Here is a 22,088-nt window from a genome sequence, read left to right on the forward strand (position 1 = left end):
CACGGGCCAGACTGGACCGGTGAACAGCCCCGCGACAGTGTCCTCCCCGGTACCCGGGTTGGTCCTGGCCGCCCTCGGTGGTGGCCTCGGCCTGCTGGTGCACTGGTGGTTCCCGGGCGTGCAGGCCGGTACGGTCGCCGTGGTCCTGGGGGCGGTGCTGGTCAACCTCGGGGTGCTGCCCGAGTGGGCCGGGCCCGGCCTGGCCGTGGCGGCCAAGCAACTGCTGCGGCTGGCCGTCGTCCTACTCGGTTTCGCACTGTCGCTGCGTGAGGTCGCCCAGCTGGGCGGCCCGGGGCTGCTGGTCGTCCTGGCCACCGTGGCGTGCGCCTTCACCGGCACCCTGGTGCTGGCCCGAGCGCTGAAACTGCCCCGGGCCACCGGCCTGCTGGTCGCCACCGGCTTCTCGATCTGCGGGGCCTCGGCGATCGCGGCGATGGAGCCGATGGCCCGCGGCAAGAAGGACGACACCGCCGTCGCGGTGTCCCTGGTCACCCTGTGCGGCACCCTGGCCATCGTGGTGCTGCCGCTGCTGCGCCTGCCGCTGGGCCTGGTCGAGCCCGCCACCTTCGGGCAATGGGTCGGCGCCTCGGTGCATGATGTCGGCCAGACCGTGGCCACCGCCAACACCGTGCCCGGTGCGCTGGAATCGGCGGTGATCGTGAAGCTGACCCGGGTGGTGCTGCTGGCGCCGATGGTCTTCGGGGTGGGGCTGTACCTGCGCCGCCGCTGGCAGGACGAGCCGCGCGACGAGGGTGCCCGCAAGCCGCCGCTGGTGCCGCTGTTCGTGGTCGGCTTCCTGGCCGCGATCCTGGTCAACTCGCTGGTGGCGCTGCCGCAGGGGTTCCTGCAGGTGGCCCACACCAGCCAGGAGGCGCTGCTCACCGTGGCCCTGTTCGCGCTGGGCACCACGATCCGCTGGCAGGTGATGCGCAGGGCCGGTGGGCGTGCGCTGGTGCTGGGCCTGCTGGCCTGGCTGCTGGTGGCCTCGGTGGCCTACGTCGGGGTGCGGATGATCTCCTGAGTCGAACTCACCTGCAGCTGCGGGGCATACAGTGCCATCGCGGCCAGGGCGTTGCGGTGGTTGTCGTCGCTCGAGCCGGCGCAGGCGTCGGCGACCACGGTGACCGTGGCGCCGTCGTCGACGGCAGCCAACGCGGTCGACAGGACGCAGCAGTCGGTCGACACCCCGGCCAGTACCAGGTGCGGGTGGGGGCCGGTGATCGCCAGCAGGTCGGCGCCGTACTTGCCGAAGGTGCGGGCATCGAGGGTTCGGCCGATGTCCAGGCCGTCACCGGCGATGGCCTGCGCGGAATCGACCAGGGCGAACAGCGGGTCGTCATCGGGTTGGTCGGCGAACGGGAAGGTCTCGAAGTAGGGCCCCCAGGAGCCCTCCCGGTCAAGGGCCGGCAGCCAGCGGGTGAGCACCACCCGACCGGCGAAGTGCTCGGCCAGGGCGCGCACCGGTGCGATCGTCGCGGCGAACCCCGGGGCGCACCAGTCGCTGGCGGGGTCGGCGAAGACGAACTGGTGGTCGATCACCACCAGCCACGCACCCTCAAGGGTCATTGGTCGGACTCCTGGCGGCGCACCACGTGGCGCCGGGCCAGCAGGGTCACCACGAAGCCCAGCACCAGCGCGATCAGCACCCCGAGGTTGGCCCAGGGCCAGTTGCCCTCCCAGCTGACCACCCCGTCCACGACGACCTTGCGGCCCAGGCCCAGCGGTTCGAGCAGGTAGCCCTGCCAGTTGTTCCAGGTGGCGTCCTCGGCGAAGGAGTTGACCACCAGGCCCCAGCCGATGATCGTCGCGACCACCATGGTCACGATCGAGATCCAGTCGAAGGACCCGTAGCGGCCACTGGAGTCGAACAGTGCCTGCTCGTCATAGGGCTTGCGGCGCAGCGCAATGTCGGCGCACATGATGCCCGCCCAGGCCGCCAGGGGCACGCCCAGGGTGATCAGGAAACTCTGGAAGGGCCCCAGGAAGTCGGTGGCGAAGAAGACCACCCAGATCGTGCCCAGGGTGAGGATCAGGCCGTCAAAGCCGGCGGCCACGGGGCGGGGGACCTTGATGCCGAGGCTCAGCAGCGTCAGACCCGAGGAGTAGATGCCCAGCACTGCGCCGCTGATCAGGGTCAGGATCGCCACGATGAGGAAGGGCAGCAGCACCCAGCGGGGCAGCAACTGGGCCAGGGCGCCGATCGGGTCGCCACCGACCGCGGCCGCGTAGTCCGGGTTCGAGCCGACCAGCAGCAGGCCGAAGATCACCAGCAGGATCGGGGCCACCGAGCCGCCGAAGGTGTTCCAGGCCACGATCGCGCCGGAGGACGCCTTGCGGCTCTGGTAGCGCGACCAGTCGGCGGCGATGTTGACCCAGCCCAGGCCAAAGCCGGTCATCACCATCACCAGGGCGCCGATGGCGTTCTGCCACGGGCCGCTGGGGTAGTCACGCACGACGGTGGCCCAGTCGATCTGGGGAATGGTCAGCGCCATGAACAGGATGGTGAACCCGCCGGTGATCCAGGTGAGCACCGACTGCAGCTTCATGATCGTGTGGTAGCCGAGCACCGAGGCCACCACGACGATGGCGGCGATCACCAGGCAGGCGATCACCTTGGTGGAGGTCCCGTGCGTCCAGCCCAGGGCGTCGAAGACGGTGGCGGTGGCCAGGGTGGCCACGATGGTGAGGCTGGTTTCCCAGCCGATGGAGGTGATCCACGAGACCAGGCCGGGCACCTTCTGGCCCTGGACCCCGAAGGCCGCCCGGCTCAGCACCATCGTCGGCACCGATCCCCGCTTGCCGGCGATGGCGATGACCCCACAGATGGCGAAGCTGAAGATGATGCCGATGATGGCCACGAAGGTGGCCTGCCAGAACGAGATGCCGAAGCCCAGCAGGAACCCGCCGTAGCTCATGCCGAACACGCTGACGTTCGCCGCGAACCACGGCATGAACAGGTCTCGTGGTTTGGCGGTGCGGTCGGCCTCGGCGATCACGTCGATGCCCTGCATTTCGACCAGCCCGGTGGTGGTCTGCTCAGCGCTCATGCAGGCACGATAGTCCCACCGGGTGTGACGTGGCTCACTCGACGCGGGAGTCCTCGAACGTGAGCGTCATGAACACCACGTCGAGCCAGCGGCCGAACTTGCGGCCCACCTCGTCGAGCCGGCCGGCCACCACGAAGCCGAGCTGTTCGTGGAAGGCGATGCTGGCCTCATTGTTGCCGTCGACCGCCCCCACCATGACGTGCACCCCGCCTCCCCGGGCATGGTCGATCAACGCCGACATCAACATCCGCCCCACCCCGCCGGCCCGGTGCCCGCTCGCCACGTACACCGAATGCTCCACCGTGAAGTCGTAGCCGGCCTTGTCGCGGAAGCTGCCGTAGGAGGCGAAACCCACCACGATGGGTTCGCCCTCGTCCGGGACCCATTCGGCGACCATCACGGGGAACCGGCGACGCTGCTTGGCCTCGAACCACGCCATCCGGTCGGCGATCCCGACCGGGGCCAGGTCGTAACTCGCGGTCGTCCCGACGCCGGCCTCGTTGTAGATGGCCGTGATCGCGGGGACGTCGTCGGTGGTCGCGGTGCGGATGGTCACTGGCATGCGGGCGAGATTACTCCGCCCGCGTGAACTCGTGGCACACTGCCTCAGGATTAGCGGAAGGCTCCCATGACCACTCCCACGAGCACTGCGCCCACGCGCGCCGAACGCCTCGACAAGCTGGCGTTCAACCGCAAGCACGGCAAGCTGCTGGCCGGCTCCGGCATCGGCTGGGCCCTCGACGCGATGGACGTCGGCCTGATCAGCTTCGTGATGACCGCATTGGCCGCCGAATGGAACCTGGGGCAGGGGGAGTTGTCGCTGATCGGCTCCATCGGTTTCGTCGGCATGGCCATCGGCGCGGCCCTCGGTGGGCTGCTCGCCGACCGGTTCGGGCGTCGCCACGTCTTCGCGTTGACCCTGCTGGTCTACGGCCTGGCCACCGGTGCCTCGGCGCTGGTGACGACCGTGGCCGCCCTGATCATCCTGCGGTTCGTGGTCGGCCTGGGGCTGGGTGCCGAGCTGCCGGTGGCCTCGACGCTGGTCAGCGAGTACGCGCCCCGCAGCATCCGCGGACGCCTGGTGGTGGCCCTGGAAGCCTTCTGGGCGCTCGGCTGGATCATGGCCGCGCTGATCGGCTACCTGTTCATCCCCAACATCGACAACGGCTGGCGCTGGGCGCTGGCGGTCGGCATCATCCCCACCATCTACGCGGCGGTGGTGCGCTTCGGGCTGCCCGAGTCCGTGCGCTTCCTGGAGTCGAAGGGACGCCTCGACGAGGCCGAGGCCGCCGTGCGCGAGTTCGAGGAAGCCGGCGGGGTGGCCCCGCCCGCCGAGCCGTCGCCGGCCCCGGCACCCCCCGACCCGGACGAGCCGGTGCCCTCGATCTGGTCGAGGGGGCTGCGGCGGCGCACAGGAGCGCTGTGGGTGATCTGGTTCATGATCAACCTGTCGTACTACGGGGCGTTCATCTGGATGCCGACGCTGCTGTTCCAGGACGGGCACACGCTGGTGAAGTCCTTCCAGTACACGCTGATCATCACCCTGGCCCAGATCCCCGGGTACGCGGTGGCGGCCTGGCTCATCGAAGCCTGGGGCAGGCGCCCCACCCTGGCCACCTTCCTGGTCGGCTCGGCGGTCAGTGCGGCCCTGTTCGGCATCGCCGACGGCCCCACCCAGATCATCATCACCGGCTGCGCCCTGTCGTTCTTCAACCTGGGTGCCTGGGGAGCGCTCTATGCGATCGGGCCCGAGCTGTACCCGACCGCCTCGCGCGGCAAGGGCACCGGGGCGGCGGCTGCCTTCGGCCGGATCGCCTCGATCATCGCGCCCCTGATGGTTCCGGTGCTCATCGGTGCCGGCGGTCACCCGCTCACCTTCGGGGTCTTCGCGGCCGCCTTCGTCGTGGCCGCCCTGGCGGCCTTCATCCTGCCGGAGCAACGCAACCGCGCCCTTGGCTAGGATCAGGGCATGGGAGCGGGGTCCGAAGCCGAGACGAACGTTCGGGGTGTGCCCTCGATCCAGGTTGCCCGCCGCCACGCCATCGCCGAACTGGTCTTCCGGCGCGGCACCGCCTCCATGGAAGAACTGGTGGCCGCCGTCGGCGTCTCACTGATGACGCTGTACCGCGACATCGCCGCCCTCGAGGAGGCCGGCATCCTGACCCGGCAACGGGGCCGGGTGAGCGCCCTGGCCTCCGGGCTGCACGAGGCCGGCGCCGGGTTCCGGGTCGAGACCAACACCGAGGCCAAGGCCGAGATGGCCGCCCACCTGGCCAACCACATCGCACCGGGGTCGTCCATCCTGCTCGACGACTCGACCTCGGGCATCTGGGTGCTGCGGGCGTTGACCCACGTCACCCCGCTGACGGTGATCACCAACTCGATGATGGTCACCCGGGAGGTGTCGGCACGCTCGGATGTGAAGCTGCTGCTGACCGGTGGGGAGTTCCAGCCCTGGGCCGAGGCGATGCTGGGGCCCAGCGCCCTGGCCATGCTGGCAGGCGTGCGCGCCGACTACTGCATCCTGTCGGCCAGCGGCATCGAAGACGGTGTGGTCTACCACCCCTACCAGGACGTGGCCGAGGTCAAGCGGGCCATGCTGCGGGCAGGGCGGCGCAAGATCCTGCTGCTCGACCACACCAAGTTCCAGCGCAGGGCCCTGCACGCTTTCGCAGAGCTCGGGGAATTTGACACAGTGATGGTGGACCACCGCACCTCTACTGAAGACTTGGCCATGTTGGCACGTCACACGGCAAGGGTGGTGGTGAGCGAGGCACTGTGAGGCCCCCGCGCGATGATGCGCCCGACCCTGAAATTCACACGCAGGGCGGTTATTCTACAGTTATTCGTGTTAAGTTTGGTTCGTTCACAGGGACGTGAGCCGGCACGCCAGCCCACCTCCCGCCTGATTCAAGGAGAAATACCATGGGATTCCGTGTCGTTCTTGCCTGTGACATCGCAGGTGTCGAGTACCGTGACGCGATCAAGGCCGACCTGGCCAAGAACGAGAACGTCGACGAGGTCATTGACGTCGGCGTCGAGGCCGGCGACAACACCGCCTACGCCCACCCGGCTGTTGCCGGTGCCCGCAAGATCGCTGCCGGCGAGGCCGATCGTGGCATCTTCATCTGCGGCACCGGCATGGGTGTCGCCATCGCCGCCAACAAGGTCCCGGGCATCCGCGCCTCGGTGGCCCACGACTCGTTCTCGGTCGAGCGACTGGTCAAGTCCAATGACGCCCAGGTGCTGACCATGGGCCAGCGCGTCATCGGCATCGAACTGGCCCGCCGCCTGGCCAGCGAGTTCGTCAGCTACGAGTTCGACACCTCGTCGCCCTCGGCCGCCAAGGTCGACGCGATCAAGTCCTACGAGCAGCCGCAGTCCTGACCCGGACCACCGATCGAGACAGCGAGAAGACCATGAGCCAGGCCCCTGCGTCCGCCGTTCAGCTGCCCACGGAGTTGTATGACGCCTATGTCTTCGACATGGACGGCACCATCTACCTGGGTGACCACCTCCTGCCCGGTGCAGCCCGGATGATCAACGAATTGCGGCGCCGGGGCATCGGCGTTCGTTTCCTGTCGAACAACCCGACGAAGGACCCCGAGCAGTACGCCACGAAACTGGCCAAGCTCGGGTTGCCGACCGACGTGTCCGACATTGCGAACACGATCGTGACCACCACGGGATGGTTGAAGCAGAACCACCCCAATGCGGTGCTCTTCCCGATCGCCGAGGAACCGCTGTGCAACTACCTGCGCAATGAGGGTTTCACCCTCAGTGACGACCCCGAGAAGATCGACATCGTCATTGCCTCCTACGACCGCACCTTCGACTACCGCAAACTGCAGATCGCCTTCGACGCGCTGTGGTTCCACAAGCGGGCCATCCTGGTGCAGACCAACCCCGACAAGTACTGCCCCTTCCCGGGTGGGCGCGGCGAACCCGACTGCGCCTCGATCGTGGCGGCCATCGAGGCCAGCACGGGCGTGAAGTGCCAGGCCAACTTCGGCAAGCCCGACCCGATCATGCTCACCGAGGCCCTGCGCGGCTTCGGTGTGACCCCGGACCGGGCCGTGATGGTCGGTGACCGTCTGGGCACCGACATCAAGATGGCTGTCGACGGGGGAATGACCTCGGCGCTGGTCCTGACCGGCGACTCGACCCTGGCAGAGGCCCAGGCGCTGCCGGACCAGGAGAAGCCGACCTACATCCTCGACCGGGTCGACCAGCTCATTCCCCAACATGTCTGGGACGAGTTGGGCTGGACGCTCGACAACGACTGATCGGGAATAGGGCGGGGGGCGCTGGTTCAGCCGCCCCGCGCCTCCGTAACATCACCACCACAAGTCCATCCACCACCACAAGACCCCCGGGAAGGCGACGTTGCCGGGCCCGGGGCACCCGTACGAAAGGCTTTGGTTCAATGTCGAACATCGTGGATTCCGCAGACGGCTACTTGATGGGTATCGACTTCGGCACCGAGAGTGTGCGAGTCGCCATCTTCGACATCAAGGGCACCCCCGTCACCTTCGCCGCGACGCCCTACAAGACGACCCACCCCCGCGGTGGCTGGGCCGAGCAGGACCCGGAGGAATGGCTGCGCTGCCTCGAGGCTTCCAGCCTCAAGGCCCTGTCCAATGCCGGCATCTCGCCGGCCAGCATTCTGGGCATCTCCTTCGATGCCACCACAATGACCGTCTGTGCCCTCGACAGCAATGGCCTGTCGCTGCGCCCGGCGATCATGTGGATGGACGTGCGCGCCACCGCCCAGGCAGCCCGCGCCGCCGACTCCGACTCGGTGGCCAAGCTGTACAACGGCGCCGGCACCGCCCCCTCCTCGCCGGAGTGGTACCCCTTCAAGGCGGCCTGGCTCAAGGAGAACGAGCCCGAGACCTACAACAAGGCCTTCCGCCTGGTCGACGCCCCCGACTGGATCACCTACCAGCTCACCGGTGAGTGGACCGTCAACATCAACTCCGCCGCCCACCGCATGTACTACAACCGCGACAAGGGGGGCTGGCCGACCGACTTCTACGAGACCATCGGCTGCGGCGACGTCTTCGACAAGCTGCCCGATCGGGTCGTCGACCTCGGCGAGGTCGTCGGCACCCTGACGACGCGGGCCGCGACCCTGCTCGGCCTGCGCCCCGGCATCCCGGTGGCCCAGGGCCCGGCCGACGCGTGGGCCGGCCAGATCGGCCTCGGTGTGGTCAGCCCCGGCAAGATGGCGCTGATCACCGGCTCCTCGCACGTGCTCACCGGCCAGTCGGCCGAACCGATCCACGGCAAGGGCTTCTTCGGTTCCTACACCGATGGTGTGGTCAAGGGCCAGTACACCGTCGAGGGTGGTCAGGTCTCGACCGGTTCGGTGCTGAAGTGGTTCAAGGACAACTTCGCCCGCGACCTGAGCCATGCCGCCGAGCGGATGGGCCTGAACGTCTACGACGTGCTCAACGAGCAGTCAAAGAACATCCCGATCGGTTCCGACGGCCTGATCATCAACGAGTACTTCCAGGGCAACCGCACCCCCTACACCGACGGCAAGGCCCGCGGCATCATGTGGGGCCTCTCGCTCGCCCACGGTGCCGACCACATCTACCACGCCATCCAGGAGAGCGTTTGTTACGGCAACGCCCACAACCTGCGGGCGATGGCGGCGCAGGGCTTCGAAGCCCAGGAGATCGTCGCCTGTGGTGGCTCGACCAAGAGCCGGGCATGGATGCAGATGCACGCCGACGTCGCTGGCGTGCCGATCACCCTCACCGAGGTCGGCGACGCCGTCGTGCTGGGCTCGTGCATGCTGGCGGCCGTCGGTGCCGGTGTCTACGAGACCATCCAGGATGCGGCCCACAACATGGTGCATGTGCGTGACACCATCGAGCCGAACGCCGAGGCCCACGAGGAGTACCAGTTCTACGTCGACCAGTACTGCGAGTCGTACCCGGCGCTGACCGAGCTGACCCACACGGTGGTTGACCACGAGGCTGCCAAGTAAGGGTTCCGCCAGCCCAAGCTCCACGGCGGTGCCCGGACGACCTGGTCGTCCGGGCACCGTTTGCGTTCGCGCCCAGCAGCGCGCTGGACAGGTCTGTACATGTCTGAACAACAGTGCGGGCGAGCTGGGGGAGCGCTGCACGTCCGTCTATCTGGTGTGAGCCCCTTCACTCTCGGCTGCCCGCTGCCTAGTGTTTTCGCAGCACCGGGCGCCACCCGGGAACCAGCATTTGAAAGGTTGTTCAACGTCGAACACGATTGCCTCTGCCGACGGCTACCTGATGGGTGTCGACTTCGGCACCGAGAGTGTCCGCGTCGCCATCTTTGACACCAAGGGGACGCCCGTCACCTTCGCTGCCACGCCCTACAAGACCACTCACCCCCGCTCCGGCTGGGCCGAGCAGGACCCGACGGAATGGCTGAGCTGCCTGGAGGCCTCCAGCCACAAGGCTCTGGCGAACGCCGGCATCTCGCCCTCGGCGATCATCGGCATCTCCTACGACGCCACCACCACCACCGTCTGCGCCCTCGACCAGGAGGGCATCCACCTGCGCCCGGCCATCATGTGGATGGACGTGCGCGCCACCAAGGAGGCCGCGCAGGCCGACTCGTCCAACTCGGTCGCCCGCCTCTACAACGGTGACAGCACCGCCCCGGCCTCGGCCGAATGGTTCCCCTTCAAGGCCGCCTGGCTGAAGAACAATGAGCCCGAGACCTACAACAAGGCCTACCGCATCGTCGATGCCACCGACTGGGTCACCCACACCCTGACCGGCGAATGGACCCTCAGCATCAACACCGCCGCCCAGCGCATGTACTACAACCGCGACAAGGGCGGCTGGCCGACCGACTTCTACGACCACCTCGGCATCGGTGACATCTTCGACAAGCTGCCCACCGAGGTCATCGACCTGGGCACCCGCATCGGCACCCTGAGCAGCCGTGCGGCCACCCTGATGGGCCTGGTCCCCGGCATCCCCGTCGCCCAGGGCTCGGCCGACGCCTGGGCCGGTGCCATCGGCCTCGGCGTGGTCACCCCGGGCAAGATGGCCCTGATCACCGGCTCCTCCCACGTGATCACCGGGCAGTCCGACAAGCCCATCCACGGCGCCGGGTTCTTCGGCTCCTACACCGACGGCGTGGTCAAGGGCCAGTACACCGTCGAGGGCGGCCAGGTCTCGACCGGTTCGGTGATGAAGTGGTTCAAGGACAACTTCGCCCGCGACCTCGTGCAGGCCGCCGACCGGGCCGGGCTGAACGCCTACGACCTGCTGAACCAGCAGTCGAAGCAGCTGCCCCCGGGCGCCGACGGCCTGATCATCAACGAGTACTTCCAGGGCAACCGCACCCCCTACGTCGACGGAAAGGCCCGCGGCAGCATCTACGGCCTGTCGCTGCACCACGGCCCCGAGCACATGTACCGGGCCATTCAGGAGAGCATCTGCTACGGCACCGCGCACAACCTGCGCGTGATGGAGGCCCAGGGCTTCCACGCGTCCGAGATCGTCGCCTGTGGTGGCGCCACCCGTGGCCGTGACTTCATGCAGATGCACTCCGACGTGACCGGTGTGCCGATCACCCTGACCGAGGTCGGCGACGCCGTCGTGCTCGGTTCGTGCATGATGGCCGCCGTCGGTGCCGGTGTCTACGCCGACCTGCCCGATGCCGCCGAGAACATGGTCACCGTCCGCGAGACCCTCGAGCCCCGCAAGGACATCAACGAGGCCTACCAGTTCTACATCGACAAGTACACCGAGCTGTTCCCGAAGGTCCAGGACACCATCCACGAGATCGTCGACCACGAAGCAGCCAAGTAACCGGGCAGCCAAGTAACCACCCCCCGCGGACGACCCGGTATCCACGCGATGCCGGGTCGTCCTGCACGTTGTTGCCAATCCGCGACCCGCCCCACGAGCGAGCGGGGGTGCGTCCTAGGATGGCGACCACACCGGGCGAACAACCGCCTCAGGAGAGGAAACCCCACAGTGACTGAGAACACCACCAACGGGCTGACGTGGACCGAGCAGGACCAGCGGGCCGTCGACACTGCACGCATTCTCGCGGCTGACGCCGTCGAGAAGGTTGGCAATGGCCACCCGGGCACCGCCATCTCATTGGCGCCGGTCGCCTATCTGCTGTACCAGAAGGTGATGGCCTTCGACCCGGCCGACGACCTGTGGCTGGGCCGTGACCGGTTCGTCCTGTCGGCCGGCCACTCGTCGCTGACCCAGTACACCCAGCTGTACTTGGCCGGCGCCGACCTTGAGCTCGACGACATCGCCAGCCTGCGCACCTGGGGCTCGAAGACCCCCGGTCACCCCGAGTACGGACACACCAAGTTCGTCGAGACCACCACCGGCCCGCTGGGCGCCGGCATCTCCAACGCGGTCGGTATGGCCATGGCGGCCCGCCGTGAGCGTGGCCTGCTCGACCCGGAGGCCCCGGCCGGCGAATCGCCCTTCGACCGCTACGTGTACACCATCGCCGGTGATGGCTGCATGCAGGAGGGTGTCGCCTCGGAGGCCAGCTCACTGGCCGCCACCCAGAACCTGGGCAACCTCATCCTGATCTACGACGACAACCACATCTCGATCGAGGGCGACACCAAGATCGCCTTCTCCGAAGACGTGCAGGCCCGCTACGCCGCCTACGGCTGGCACACCATCCACCTCGACTGGACCAACGGCGGTACCAGCTACGAAGAGAACGTCCAGGCCCTCTACGACGCCATCGAGGAGTCGAAGAAGGTTACCGACAAGCCCTCGTTCATCCGGATCACCACCGTCATCGGCTGGCCGCTGCCGACCCTGGCCGGCGACCACTCGGTGCACGGCTCGAAGCTGGGTGCCGCCGAGATCACCGGCCTGAAAGAGGTCCTCGGCTTCGAGGACACCCCTTTCGCGGTCGACCAGGCTGCCGTCGACCATGCCCGCAGCCAGGCCGCCGAGCGCGGCAAGGCGCTGCACGATGCGTGGAACGAGAAGTTCGCCGCCTGGCAGCAGGCCAATCCCGAGGGTGCTGCCCTGCTGGAGCGGCTGTCCAAGCGTGAGCTGCCGGCCGACCTGGAGCTGCCCACCTTCGACCAGCCCAAGATGTCGACCCGCAAGGCCTCCGGTGAGGTGCTGAGCGCACTGGCCTCCCAGTTGCCCGAGCTGTGGGGCGGCTCGGCCGACCTGGCCGGCTCGAACAACACCACCATGAAGGGCGAGCCCTCGTTCTTCCCGGCCGAGCGCAGCTCCGGCGAGTTCACCGGCCACGAGTACGGGCGCACCCTGCACTTCGGCATCCGTGAGCACGGTATGGGTGGCATCGTCAACGGCATCACCCTGTCGGGCCTGACCCGCCCGTACGGCGCCACCTTCCTGGTGTTCAGCGACTACATGCGCCCGGCCGTCCGCCTGGCCGCCCTGATGAAGGTGCCCAGCACCTTCGTCTGGAGCCATGACTCGGTCGGTGTCGGTGAGGACGGTCCCACCCACCAGCCGATCGAGCACCTGGCTGCGCTGCGGGCCATCCCCGGCCTCGACGTCGTCCGCCCCGCGGACGCCAACGAGACCGCGGCCGCCTGGAAGGGCATCCTCGAGCGCACCGACCGCCCGGCCGGCCTGATCCTGTCCCGCCAGGACCTGCCGATCGTCGATCGTTCGGCCGAGGGCGTCGGCAGCACCGACGGTGTCACCAAGGGCGCCTACGTGCTCAAGGAGGCCAGCGCCGAGCCGCAGTTGATCCTGATCGCCACCGGCTCCGAGGTGCAGTTGGCCATCGGCGCTGCCGAGCAGCTCGAGGCCGAGGGCGTCGCGACCCGTGTGGTCTCGATGGTCTGCCAGGAGTGGTTCGAGGAGCAGGACGAGGCCTACCAGGAGTCGGTGCTGCCCGCCGCTGTCACCGCGCGCGTCAGCGTCGAGGCCGGCATCTCGCTGGGCTGGAACCGCTACGTCGGCCCGCAGGGCGCCAGCGTCTCGATCGAGCACTTCGGTGCCTCGGCTTCGGGCAACAAGTGCTTCGAGGAGTTCGGCTTCACCGTCGACGCCGTCGTGGCCGCTGCCAAGGGCGTGCTCTGATCGCCTGAGTTGACCCACACAGTGGGGGCGCCCCGACCGGGGCGCCCCCACTGTTGTTGTTGGCTCAGCGGCGGCGGGTGCGAACCAGCAGGGTGGCGGTGGTGGCCAGCAGGGCCAGCATCACCACACCGAAGCCGATGACCGCGGGCACCAGGCTGACCACCTGCAGGGCCAGGCCCAGCAGCATGACCGGCACGGCCATGCCGATGTAGCACATCAGGAACAGCCCGGCGATGGCCTCGCTGCGGGCGCCCGGTGAGGCGAGCTGGATCACGGTGGCCAGGGCCGCCTTGAAGGTGGTGCCGACCCCGGCGCCGGCCACGGCGCCACCGATGAGCAGCCACGTCAGGGAGGCCACCACGATCGCGGTCACCACCAGCCCCAGGCCGATGCCGAGCAGTGACAGCCCGACGATGGTCTGCTGGGTGGTCGTCCAGTGCGCGGTGAGCAACTGGAAACCGGCGGCGGCGGCGAAGACCACGAACGAGACCAGCCCGGCCACCGCGTGGGAGGTGTTGCCCAGCTGGGTGTTCAGGAAGGCCGGGGCCAGCGAGCTGAACAGGCCGAACATCGCGAACCCGACGAAGACCAGCATGGTGGCCGCCCAGTAGCGCCCGCGGGCCGCCGGCGGCACCACGATGCGCTGCGGACGGTAGGTCCAGTCGGGATCGCTGTTCGTGACGGTCTCGGCGGAGACCACGACCAGCAGGACTCCGACCACCAGCAGGAAGGCGAAGACCATGAAGGCGGTGAACAGCGGGGCGGGTGCGTACTCGGCGAGCAGGCCGGTCATCAGCGGGCCGAGCCCGAGGCCACCGATGTTGGCCACGGTGGCCACCACCTCGGCCCGGCGGCTGCCCATGCCGGGTCGGGCCACGGCATTCAGCTCGGTGAGGTAGGCGGTGGCGGCGGCGGTGAGCATGCCGATGCCGAGCCCGGAGACCAGCCGGGCGGCCAGCAGTGCGGCCAGGTTCGTCCAGCTCATGAACACCAGGGCGGCCAGCACGTTCAGCGCCACGGCCAGCGCGATCATGCGGCGGCGGCCGAACTGGTCGGACAGGTGGCCGGCGGTGAACAGGCTGGCGGCGACCCCGAAGGCGTAGGTGGCGAAGACCACCGTGATGGTCAGCGACGAGAGGCCGTGCTGCTGCTGGTAGAGCACGTAGAGGGGGGCCGGGGCGGCGGCGAAGGCCATGGCGGTGGCGAAGACCAGGGCCACGGCCCAGAACCCGCGGGCGTGGTACCGGCGACGTCGTTCCTCGCGGGCCCCGGTGCGCCCACTGGGGCGGCTGACGGCGCGGTGGGCCGTGGCAGCGGGGGTGGAGTCGAATGTCGCGGTGGTCATGCCTCCATTTTCGTTTGAATTTTTCATCACGTCCAACGAAGTTCCGTGATCGTACCCATCACCAACAGTGATAATCGGTGAATGCAGATCCACCAGCTCGAATACTTCCTGGCCGTGGCCTCCGAGCGGAGCTTCACGCATGCCGCCGACCAGGTCCGCGTCGTCCAGTCGGCGGTCTCGGCGGGCATCAAACAGCTCGAGGAGGACCTCGGCATGCCGCTGTTCGAACGCCGCAACCGTGACGTGCGGCTCACGGCGGCCGGTGAGGCGCTACTGCCGCTGGCCCGGCAGGTCATCGACGACCTGCGGGCGGCCCGGGAGGCGGTCGATGCCGTTCGCGGCACGGTGCGCGGGTCGGTGGTCCTCGGCACGATCATGCACATGGGCAAGGTCGACCTGACCGGGGTGCTCAGCACCCTGGCCGCCGACTACCCCGACGTGGTCGTCAAGCTGCGCCAGACCATCCAGGGCACCCGCACCAGCCTGGAGGAGGTGCGCGCCGGCACCCTCGACCTGGCCCTGGTCTCGGCCGGGGAACCCTCCCTGCGCGGCTTCGAGTACGTCGAGCTCTACGCCGAACCGATGGTCTTCGTCTGCCCCGGTGGTCACCGGCTCGACGGCCTGGCCGTGGTCGACCCCCGCGAGGCCGCCGCGGAACCCTTCGTCTCCTTCCCCGAGGGCTGGGGCAACCGCACCGAGTTCGAACGCGCCCTGCACGCCCTGGGGCTGACCCGGACGATCCGCACCGAGGTGGTCAGCTTCACCCTGGCCGCCGAGCTGGTGCAGGCGGGGCTCGGGGTGGCGGTCCTGCCGGTCTCGGCGACCGTGGACCTGCCGGGGGTCCATGTCGCGCCACTGGCCGGGCTCGACCTGGCCTGGCGCATCCAGCTGGTCTGGTCGCCCGCTCGTCCGCTGAGCGCCGCTGCCACGGTCCTGGTCGAGGCGTTCTGCCAGCGCACAGGGGACTAGAGTGCGGGCGTGACCCAGACCCCCACCCGGCCCAACGTGGCGCTGCTGACCGGGGTGGCCTGCTACCTGATGTGGGGGGTCTTCCCGCTGTTCTGGCCCCTGCTCGACGAGGCCGGCGCCGTTGAGGTGCTGGCCCACCGGATGATCTGGTCGTTCGTCTCGGCGCTGGTGATCCTGGTGCTGCTGCGCCACCCCTGGGGGTGGCTGCGGGAACTGACCGTGCGCAAGTGGCTGTTGCTCGCCGCGGCAGCGGTGGTGATCTCGTTCAACTGGGGCGGGTTCATCTATGCGGTCAACAGCGGCCATGTCGTCGAGTCGTCGCTGGGCTATTTCATCAATCCGCTGGTGAGCATGCTGTTCGGGCGGGTGTTCTTCGGTGAGCGCTTCGACGTGCGCAGCCGGGTCGGCATCCTGCTCGCCTTCGTCGGGGTCATGGTGATCGCCTTCGACAGCTGGCGCACCCTGTGGATCTCACTGCTGCTCGCGTTCAGCTTCGGCACCTACGGGGCGCTGAAGAAGACCATCACGCTCCCGGCCCTGCCCGGGCTGCTGGTCGAGTCGGGGATCATGCTCGTCCCGTGCCTGGCGTATGTGGTCTGGCTCGAGGCGAACGGCCAGGGCCACTGGAGCCACCCCAACTTGTGGTGGCTGTTCATCATGGGCGGCCTGATCACCATGATCCCGCTGTGGTTGTTCGCCTTCTCGGCCCGCGGCCTGCCGCTGAGCGCCATCGGGCTGCTGCAGTACATCGCGCCGACCATGCAGTTCCTGTTCGGGGTGCTGCTGTTCCGCCAGCAGGTCAGCGCGGCCTACTTGGGCGGCCTGGTGATCGTGTGGACCGGCTGCCTGGTCTACATCACCGGGCTGGTCAAGGGGGCCCGGGAACGCCAGGAGGCCGCCCGGTCAGAGGGCCTCACAAGTGTCAGGTGAGCGCCAGCACGCTGCCGTCAGGTCGGACGAACGACCGGGTCCCCAGCGACTCCACCTCCAGAATGACCCTTCACTGCTGCAGGCAGACAAGGATCCCACGATGGCCACCAAGGCCGCAGCGGCGGCTCAGCACCGGTCGCACCTGCTTCCTCGACCCGCTGTCATGCAAGGTTGTTTCGGTCGGTTCAGGGTCTCTCTGGCACTGTTCGGTAGCTCTTCAAGGTCCCCGTCGTCGCTGGTCAGATCGGCCCCGGGGCGAAATCCGCGCCGCCTCGTCTCGTCGTCGGTGGGCCTTGTGTCGATCATTGAGCACGTTGACCGGTTCACAATCTTCGATGCCATGGATGGGGAGCTCGCGGCGCCGACCCCCGCACAGTGAAGAGGCCGGCGACCAGCGAGGCCAACTCAAGCTTGCCGTGGGCAAAGTGGTTAGCTAGGGTAACTACAATGATCAGCAACCGGACGAACGGCACCGCTGTGCCCATGTTTGCCTCGTTCGGCATCTTCAACTACCGCCTGTTCTGGATCGGTGCGCTGGTCAGCAACGTCGGTGGCTGGATGTTCAGCACCGCCCACCAGTGGATGGTGCTCACCGAGTTGACCGACCACTCGGCCACCGCCCTGGGCTATGTCACTGCGCTCACCTTCGCCCCGATGGCCCTGCTGGCCCCGGTGGCCGGGGCGCTCACCGACCGCTTCGACCGGCGCAAGATGCTGCTGACCACCCAGAGCCTGCTCGCGGTCAATGCCTTCGTGGTCTGGGCGCTGTACGCCTCGGGGGTGATGACGCTCGGGCTGGCCTTCGTGTTCGCCACCTTGTCGGGCGTCATCCAGGCCTTCGACATGCCGGCGCGGCAGACCTTCGTCTCGGAAATGGTGCCACGCCACCTGATCCCCAATGCCATCGGGCTGAACTCCGCACAGTTCAACGCCGCCCGGCTGGTCGGCCCAGGGGTCGCCGGCCTGGTCATCGCGGGCTTCGGGGTGGGCCCGGCGCTGCTGATCAACGGCATTTCGTTCGCCGCGGTGCTCGCCGGCCTGCTGCTGATGCGGCCCGACGAACTGCTGCGCTCGCCCAAGGTGCGTGAGCGCAATGCCATCATCGGCGGCATCCGCTACGTGGCCGGGCGCCCCGACATCATCGCCGTGATGGTGGTGGTGGCAACCCTGTCGATGTTCGGCATGCAGTTCCCGCTGACCAATGCGCTGATGGCCACCACCGAGTTCGGCAAGGGGGCCGGCGAATTCGGCATCCTCGGCTCTGCGATGGCGGTGGGCACCTTCGCGGCCGCCCTGTTGGCGGCCAAGCGGGCTCGTCCGCGGTTCCGGACGACGCTGCTGGCGCTGGCCGGGTTCGCGGTGACCATGGCCCTGGCCGCGAGCGCCCCCACCTACACCACCTACATGCTGCTGCTGGTGCCGATGGGGCTGTGCGCCATCACCGTGCTGACCAACTGCAACGCCATGGTGCAGATGACCACCGACCCGCAGTTCCGCGGGCGGGCGCTGTCGGTGTACCTGGCCGTCAACATGGGCGGCTCGCCGATCGGCTCGCTGGTGCTGGGTCGGGTCTGCGACGTCTGGGGAGCCCGCGCCGGCCTCGCCCTCGGCGCCGCCATGACCGGCCTGGTCGCGCTCGGCGTGGCGGTCTGGATGATGCGCCGCGACGGCATCGAACTGCGGCTCGACCGCTATTGGCCGCCGCAGCTGGGGGTCCGCAACCGGGCCGTCGAAGAGGCCCTGGGGATCGAGGGGACCCCGGCCGAACCCGGCGCCGGCGCCCACGCCTGAGCGCCCACATAGACTCGGGGCATGAACCTGCCCCCGCCGCTGGCCGCCCTCTTCTCCAAGAACCCCTCCTCGCCCAAGGTGCTCGAGATCGACCTCGCCCGGGGCGTGCTCGCCGCCCCGCCGGACAGCCCGCTGGCCGCGCTGAAGATGCTGAACGCCGCCTCTATGCACGCCCTGCGCGACGGCCTGCGTGAGGCCGCCCATGACGACCGGGTCGCCGGACTGGTCGTCCGGGTCAGCGACGGGTCGGGCCTGGGCGTGGCCCACCTGCAGGAACTCGGCGACATGGTCGCCGCCTTCGGGCGGACGAAGCCGACCGTGGCGTGGGCGGAGACCTTCGGGGAACTCGGCGGCGCGCTGCCGCTGTACGCCTTCGCCACCCGTGCCCGCCAGGTCTGGCTGCAGCCCTCCGGGCAGGTCGGCCTGGTCGGGGTGTCGGTCAGCATCACCCTGCTGCGCGGGCTGCTCGAGAAGGGCGGCATCGAACCCGAGTTCGCCCAGCGCAAGGAGTACAAGTCGGCCGGCGAACAGTTCTCGGCCCACGAGATCAGCGACGCGAACCGTGAGATGGCCCAGCGGCTGGCCGACTCGGTCCTCGAGGAGGCCGTGAACACCATCGCCGCCGAGCGCGGCCTGGAACCGGCGCGCGTGCGCGAACTGGTCGACCAGGGCATGCTCACCCCGGACGAGGCGCTGGCCGCCGGGCTGGTCGACCGCATCGGGTACCGCGACGAGGTCTACTCGGCCGTGCTCGCGGAATGGTCGGGCAGCACCGAGGGCCTGCAGTTCGTGCACCGCTACAACGCGGCCACTGCTCCCCGGCGCACGGCCGGGCGGGCGCTGAACCGCAAGGGGCCCGAGATCGGCGTGGTCAGCCTGCGCGGCGGCATCGTCACCGGGCGGGGTCGTCCGGGCGGTGGCCCCGGCGGCCAGTCCGTCGGCGCCGACGTGGTCAGCGAACACCTGCGTGCCGCCGCGGCCGATGAGCGGATCAAGGCCGTGGTGCTGCGGATCGACTCCCCGGGCGGGTCCGCGGTGGCCTCGGACACCATCTGGCGGGCCGTGCAGCAGGTGCGCGACCAGGGCAAGCCGGTCGTGGCCCAGATGGGTGCCGTGGCCGCCTCGGGTGGCTACTACTCGGCGATGGGTGCCGACCGCATCCTCGCCCTGCCCTCGACCCTGACCGGATCCATCGGGGTGGTCGCCGGCAAGTTCGTGCTCGAACAGACCTACAAGAAGCTGGGGCTGGCCCACGAGGGGCTGGCCGCCGGCAAGCACGCGGGCATGCTCGAATCCGACCGGCGGCTCACCGAGGAGGAATGGCAGATCCTCAACACCTGGCTCGACCGGGTCTACGACGACTTCGTCGCCAAGGCCGCCCGCGGCCGGAACATGGACGTCGCCGACCTCGAACCGCTGGCCCGCGGCCGCGTGTGGACCGGGCGCGACGCCCACGAACGCGGCCTGGTCGACGAGATCGGTGGGCTGGAGCAGGCAGTGGAGCAGGCCTGCACTCTGGCCGGGTTGCCGCGCGACAAGGTCACCCTGAAGCAGGTGCCCGCACTCGGCCTGCTGGCGCGGTTCCAGCCCGCCAACAGTTCCGAGTCGATCGGCGGCGGTGGGGGACTGATGCTGCCCGACAGCGGCCCCGAGGCGCTGCTGCAGCGCGGCCTGGCGTTGCTGGGCAGCCCGCTGCAGTTGCCCTTCGGTGCGCTGACCATGCCGTGGTCGTTCACCCTGCGCTGACACCGGGAGAGTACTGCACTTAAGTGCAGATGTGCGCAAAAGCCGTGCAGGGGTGGGTCGTTCTGGCTTAGGCTGGGAACCAGAAACCAGCACAATGAACGCACGATCCAAGGGCGATGCACACATGTGCACAGAAGGGCGGTGGCCAATGTCGAACACCTCCGAAGCGGAGCTGTCGATGTTGCGGGCCGCCGAGCTCTACTACTACGAGAGCCTCACCCACGCGCAGATCGCCGAGCAGCTGGGCACCTCGCGCTGGACCGTCGGGCGGCTGCTCGACCGGGCCCGCGAGGTCGGCATCGTCCGGATCAACATCGAGCACCCGCTGGCCCGCCACCACCACCTGGAACTGCAACTGCGGGAACGCTTCGGGGTGCGTGACGCCATCGTCGTGCCCAGCCAGTCCGATTCCGAGGCCACCGCCGACGCTGTCAGCCACGCTGCCGCCGAACTGCTCGCGTCCCTGCGGCCCCGGCCCGCCTCGGTCGGGGTGTCCTGGGGGCGCACCACCTCACGGGTCGCCGCCCAGCTTGCCAACGGCTGGAACCGGGGCGTCACCGTCGTGCAGACCAACGGGGGCCTGTCGGTGGCCGGCACCGACCATGTCGGCCAGGCGCTGCGGACGATGGCCGAACGCGGCCCCGGCCAGGTGCGGCTGATGCCGGCCCCGACCATCGTCTCGTCCGCCGGCCTGGGTCGCGCGCTGCGCGCCGAGCCCTCGGTGGCCGGCGCCATCCAGGCTGCCGAGCAGTCCCGGGTCATCGTCTTCTCGCCGGGGTCGGCGACCGCCACCTCGGTGCTGGTCGACTCCGGCTACCTCACCCTCGCCGAAGTGCAGGGGCTCACCGGCAGGGGAGTGGTGGGCGACCTGCTCAGCCACTTCGTCGATGCCAACGGTGACATCGTCGACGCCGAACTCGACGAACGCACCATCTCGATGGACCTGGGCGCCCTGCGCACCTGCCCGCACAGCATCGCCGTGGTGACCGGCGCCGAGAAGGTCGCCGTCACCCGCGCCATGCTCACCGGCGGCTACTGCCGCACCCTCGTGACCGACGCCGAGGTGGCCACCGCCGTGCTGGCCACCACCGGCCCCGAAACCAGCAACCACCAGTAACCCCCACCAAGGAGAATCCCATGGCAAAGATCGCGATCCTCGGCGCAGGCATCATGGCCACCGCCCTGACCTACCCGCTGACCGACAACGGCCACACCGTCAACCTGGTCGGCACCCACCTGGACGAGGACATCATCACCTCGATCCAGAACACCGGCGTGCACACCAACCTCGACCTCAAGGTCAACGAGGGTGTCACCGCCTACCAGCTGGCCGATGCCGCCGAGGCCTTCGAGGGCGCAGACCTCATCATGAGCGGTGTCAACAGCTTCGGTGTCGAGTGGGTCGCCGAGCAGTTCAAGGGCCTGCTCAAGCCCGGCGACAAGGTGCTGTCGATCACCAAGGGCCTGCACGCCGAAGAGGACGGCACCCTGACGATCCTGCCCGAGGTCATCAAGCAGCGCCTGGGTTCGGAACTGGCTGACCAGATCAAGTGGGGCGCCATCACCGGTCCGTCCATCGCCGGTGAGCTGGCCGTCGGTCACGACACCGCCGTCGTGTTCACCTCGGTCGACCAGGACTACATCAGCTGGGTCGCCGACCTGTTCCGCACCGACTACTACCACGTGTGGACCTCGACCGACTGGATCGGCTGTGAGGTGGCCGCGGCCGCCAAGAACATCTACGCCTTCGGCGCCGGCTTCGCGAAGGGCATCCTGGCCTCGCAGGGCAAGGAGAACGATCGCTACGTCATGTTCAACTACGGCGCCGGCCTGTTCGCCCAGGGGTCGGTGGAACTGCGCCAGTTCATCGAACTGCTCGGCGGCAACGGTGACACCGCCACCGGCCTGTGCGGCGTCGGTGACATGTTCGTCACCTCGATGGGTGGCCGCAACGTCAAGGCCGGCACCTTCGTGGGTCAGGGCGTCAAGTTCTCCGAGGTGCGCGACGTGCACATGAAGGGCGTCACCCTCGAGGGTGTGGCCGCCATCGGTGTCGTGGGTGCCGCACTGAAGAAGCTGACCGAACGCGGCGTGATCAAGCCCGAGGACTTCCCCTTCTGCCGCTACCTGTACTCGGTCGTGGCCGAGGACGCCCCCCTCGACCTGCCCTGGGCGACCTTCTTCGGTGGTGAGAAGTGACCA

Annotated in this window: 18 protein-coding genes; 14 read left to right on the forward strand and 4 right to left on the reverse strand. The window is 68.6% G+C overall.

Annotated features, from left to right (window positions below; genetic code table 11):
* Positions 1–19 precede the first annotated feature (19 nt).
* On the forward strand, positions 20–1,021 hold the full coding sequence (locus ACQE3C_RS10410; protein ID WP_434539118.1) for a YeiH family protein: 1,002 nt from the start codon (positions 20–22) through the stop codon (positions 1,019–1,021).
* Here ACQE3C_RS10410 and ACQE3C_RS10415 read toward each other — a convergent pair.
* From ACQE3C_RS10415 to ACQE3C_RS10425, 3 genes are read right to left on the reverse strand one after another with little or no spacing between them, the layout of a single operon-like run.
* A complete protein-coding gene (locus ACQE3C_RS10415) occupies positions 994–1,566 on the reverse strand; it encodes a cysteine hydrolase family protein (RefSeq protein WP_434539119.1) in 573 nt (190 codons plus the stop codon). The two genes, ACQE3C_RS10410 and ACQE3C_RS10415, sit on opposite strands and share 28 nt — an antisense overlap.
* Complete coding sequence (locus ACQE3C_RS10420; protein WP_434539120.1) at positions 1,563–3,047, reverse strand: purine-cytosine permease family protein; 1,485 nt, start codon at positions 3,045–3,047, stop codon at positions 1,563–1,565. Before ACQE3C_RS10420 ends, ACQE3C_RS10415 begins: the two co-directional genes overlap by 4 nt.
* Positions 3,048–3,081: 34 nt before the next feature.
* Positions 3,082–3,609, reverse strand: a complete 528-nt coding sequence (locus ACQE3C_RS10425; protein WP_434539121.1) for a GNAT family N-acetyltransferase — start codon at positions 3,607–3,609, stop codon at positions 3,082–3,084.
* Positions 3,610–3,675: 66 nt separating this feature from the next.
* Here ACQE3C_RS10425 and ACQE3C_RS10430 point away from each other — a divergent pair, with 66 nt between their 5' ends.
* From ACQE3C_RS10430 to tkt, 7 genes are all read left to right on the forward strand, one after another.
* Positions 3,676–5,007, forward strand: a complete 1,332-nt coding sequence (locus ACQE3C_RS10430) for an MFS transporter (protein WP_434539122.1) — start codon at positions 3,676–3,678, stop codon at positions 5,005–5,007.
* 9 nt (positions 5,008–5,016) lie between these two features.
* The gene (locus tag ACQE3C_RS10435) at positions 5,017–5,829 is read left to right on the forward strand and encodes a DeoR/GlpR family DNA-binding transcription regulator (RefSeq protein ID WP_434539123.1); all 813 of its coding nucleotides are present in this window, start codon (positions 5,017–5,019) and stop codon (positions 5,827–5,829) included.
* Between the two features lie 143 nt (positions 5,830–5,972).
* A complete protein-coding gene (locus ACQE3C_RS10440; protein WP_434539124.1) occupies positions 5,973–6,434 on the forward strand; it encodes a ribose-5-phosphate isomerase in 462 nt (153 codons plus the stop codon).
* A gap of 32 nt (positions 6,435–6,466) precedes the next feature.
* Positions 6,467–7,333 carry an HAD-IIA family hydrolase gene (locus tag ACQE3C_RS10445; RefSeq protein WP_434539125.1) on the forward strand — a complete coding sequence of 289 codons (867 nt, stop codon included), beginning with the start codon at positions 6,467–6,469 and terminating at the stop codon, positions 7,331–7,333.
* A 140-nt stretch (positions 7,334–7,473) separates the two neighbouring features.
* The gene (locus ACQE3C_RS10450) at positions 7,474–9,045 is read left to right on the forward strand and encodes an FGGY-family carbohydrate kinase (protein WP_434539126.1); all 1,572 of its coding nucleotides are present in this window, start codon (positions 7,474–7,476) and stop codon (positions 9,043–9,045) included.
* 280 nt (positions 9,046–9,325) lie between these two features.
* Positions 9,326–10,861 (forward strand): FGGY-family carbohydrate kinase, encoded by a 1,536-nt coding sequence (locus tag ACQE3C_RS10455; RefSeq protein WP_434539127.1) that lies wholly within the window; start codon positions 9,326–9,328, stop codon positions 10,859–10,861.
* Positions 10,862–11,029: 168 nt separating this feature from the next.
* Positions 11,030–13,105, forward strand: a complete 2,076-nt coding sequence (gene tkt, locus ACQE3C_RS10460) for a transketolase (protein WP_434539128.1) — start codon at positions 11,030–11,032, stop codon at positions 13,103–13,105.
* 64 nt (positions 13,106–13,169) lie between these two features.
* Here tkt and ACQE3C_RS10465 read toward each other — a convergent pair whose 3' ends face one another.
* On the reverse strand, positions 13,170–14,450 hold the full coding sequence (locus ACQE3C_RS10465; protein WP_434539129.1) for an MFS transporter: 1,281 nt from the start codon (positions 14,448–14,450) through the stop codon (positions 13,170–13,172).
* 81 nt (positions 14,451–14,531) lie between these two features.
* Between ACQE3C_RS10465 and ACQE3C_RS10470 the strand changes: the two genes are divergently transcribed.
* The 6 genes from ACQE3C_RS10470 (at position 14,532) to ACQE3C_RS10495 (ending at position 22,085) form a co-directional block, all read left to right on the forward strand.
* Positions 14,532–15,419, forward strand: a complete 888-nt coding sequence (locus ACQE3C_RS10470; protein WP_434539130.1) for a LysR family transcriptional regulator — start codon at positions 14,532–14,534, stop codon at positions 15,417–15,419.
* 9 nt (positions 15,420–15,428) lie between these two features.
* Positions 15,429–16,349 carry an EamA family transporter RarD gene (rarD, locus tag ACQE3C_RS10475; protein WP_434539131.1) on the forward strand — a complete coding sequence of 307 codons (921 nt, stop codon included), beginning with the start codon at positions 15,429–15,431 and terminating at the stop codon, positions 16,347–16,349.
* A 447-nt stretch (positions 16,350–16,796) separates the two neighbouring features.
* The gene (locus ACQE3C_RS10480) at positions 16,797–18,140 is read left to right on the forward strand and encodes an MFS transporter (protein WP_434539132.1); all 1,344 of its coding nucleotides are present in this window, start codon (positions 16,797–16,799) and stop codon (positions 18,138–18,140) included.
* A 21-nt stretch (positions 18,141–18,161) separates the two neighbouring features.
* Positions 18,162–19,886 (forward strand): signal peptide peptidase SppA, encoded by a 1,725-nt coding sequence (gene sppA / locus ACQE3C_RS10485; RefSeq protein WP_434539133.1) that lies wholly within the window; start codon positions 18,162–18,164, stop codon positions 19,884–19,886.
* 148 nt (positions 19,887–20,034) lie between these two features.
* A complete protein-coding gene (locus tag ACQE3C_RS10490; protein WP_434539134.1) occupies positions 20,035–21,003 on the forward strand; it encodes a sugar-binding transcriptional regulator in 969 nt (322 codons plus the stop codon).
* 20 nt (positions 21,004–21,023) lie between these two features.
* On the forward strand, positions 21,024–22,085 hold the full coding sequence (locus tag ACQE3C_RS10495) for an NAD(P)H-dependent glycerol-3-phosphate dehydrogenase (protein WP_434539135.1): 1,062 nt from the start codon (positions 21,024–21,026) through the stop codon (positions 22,083–22,085).
* Positions 22,086–22,088: the final 3 nt, after the last annotated feature.

The sequence above is a fragment of the Aestuariimicrobium sp. Y1814 genome (assembly GCF_050113895.1).
Lineage (GTDB): Bacteria > Actinomycetota > Actinomycetes > Propionibacteriales > Propionibacteriaceae > Aestuariimicrobium.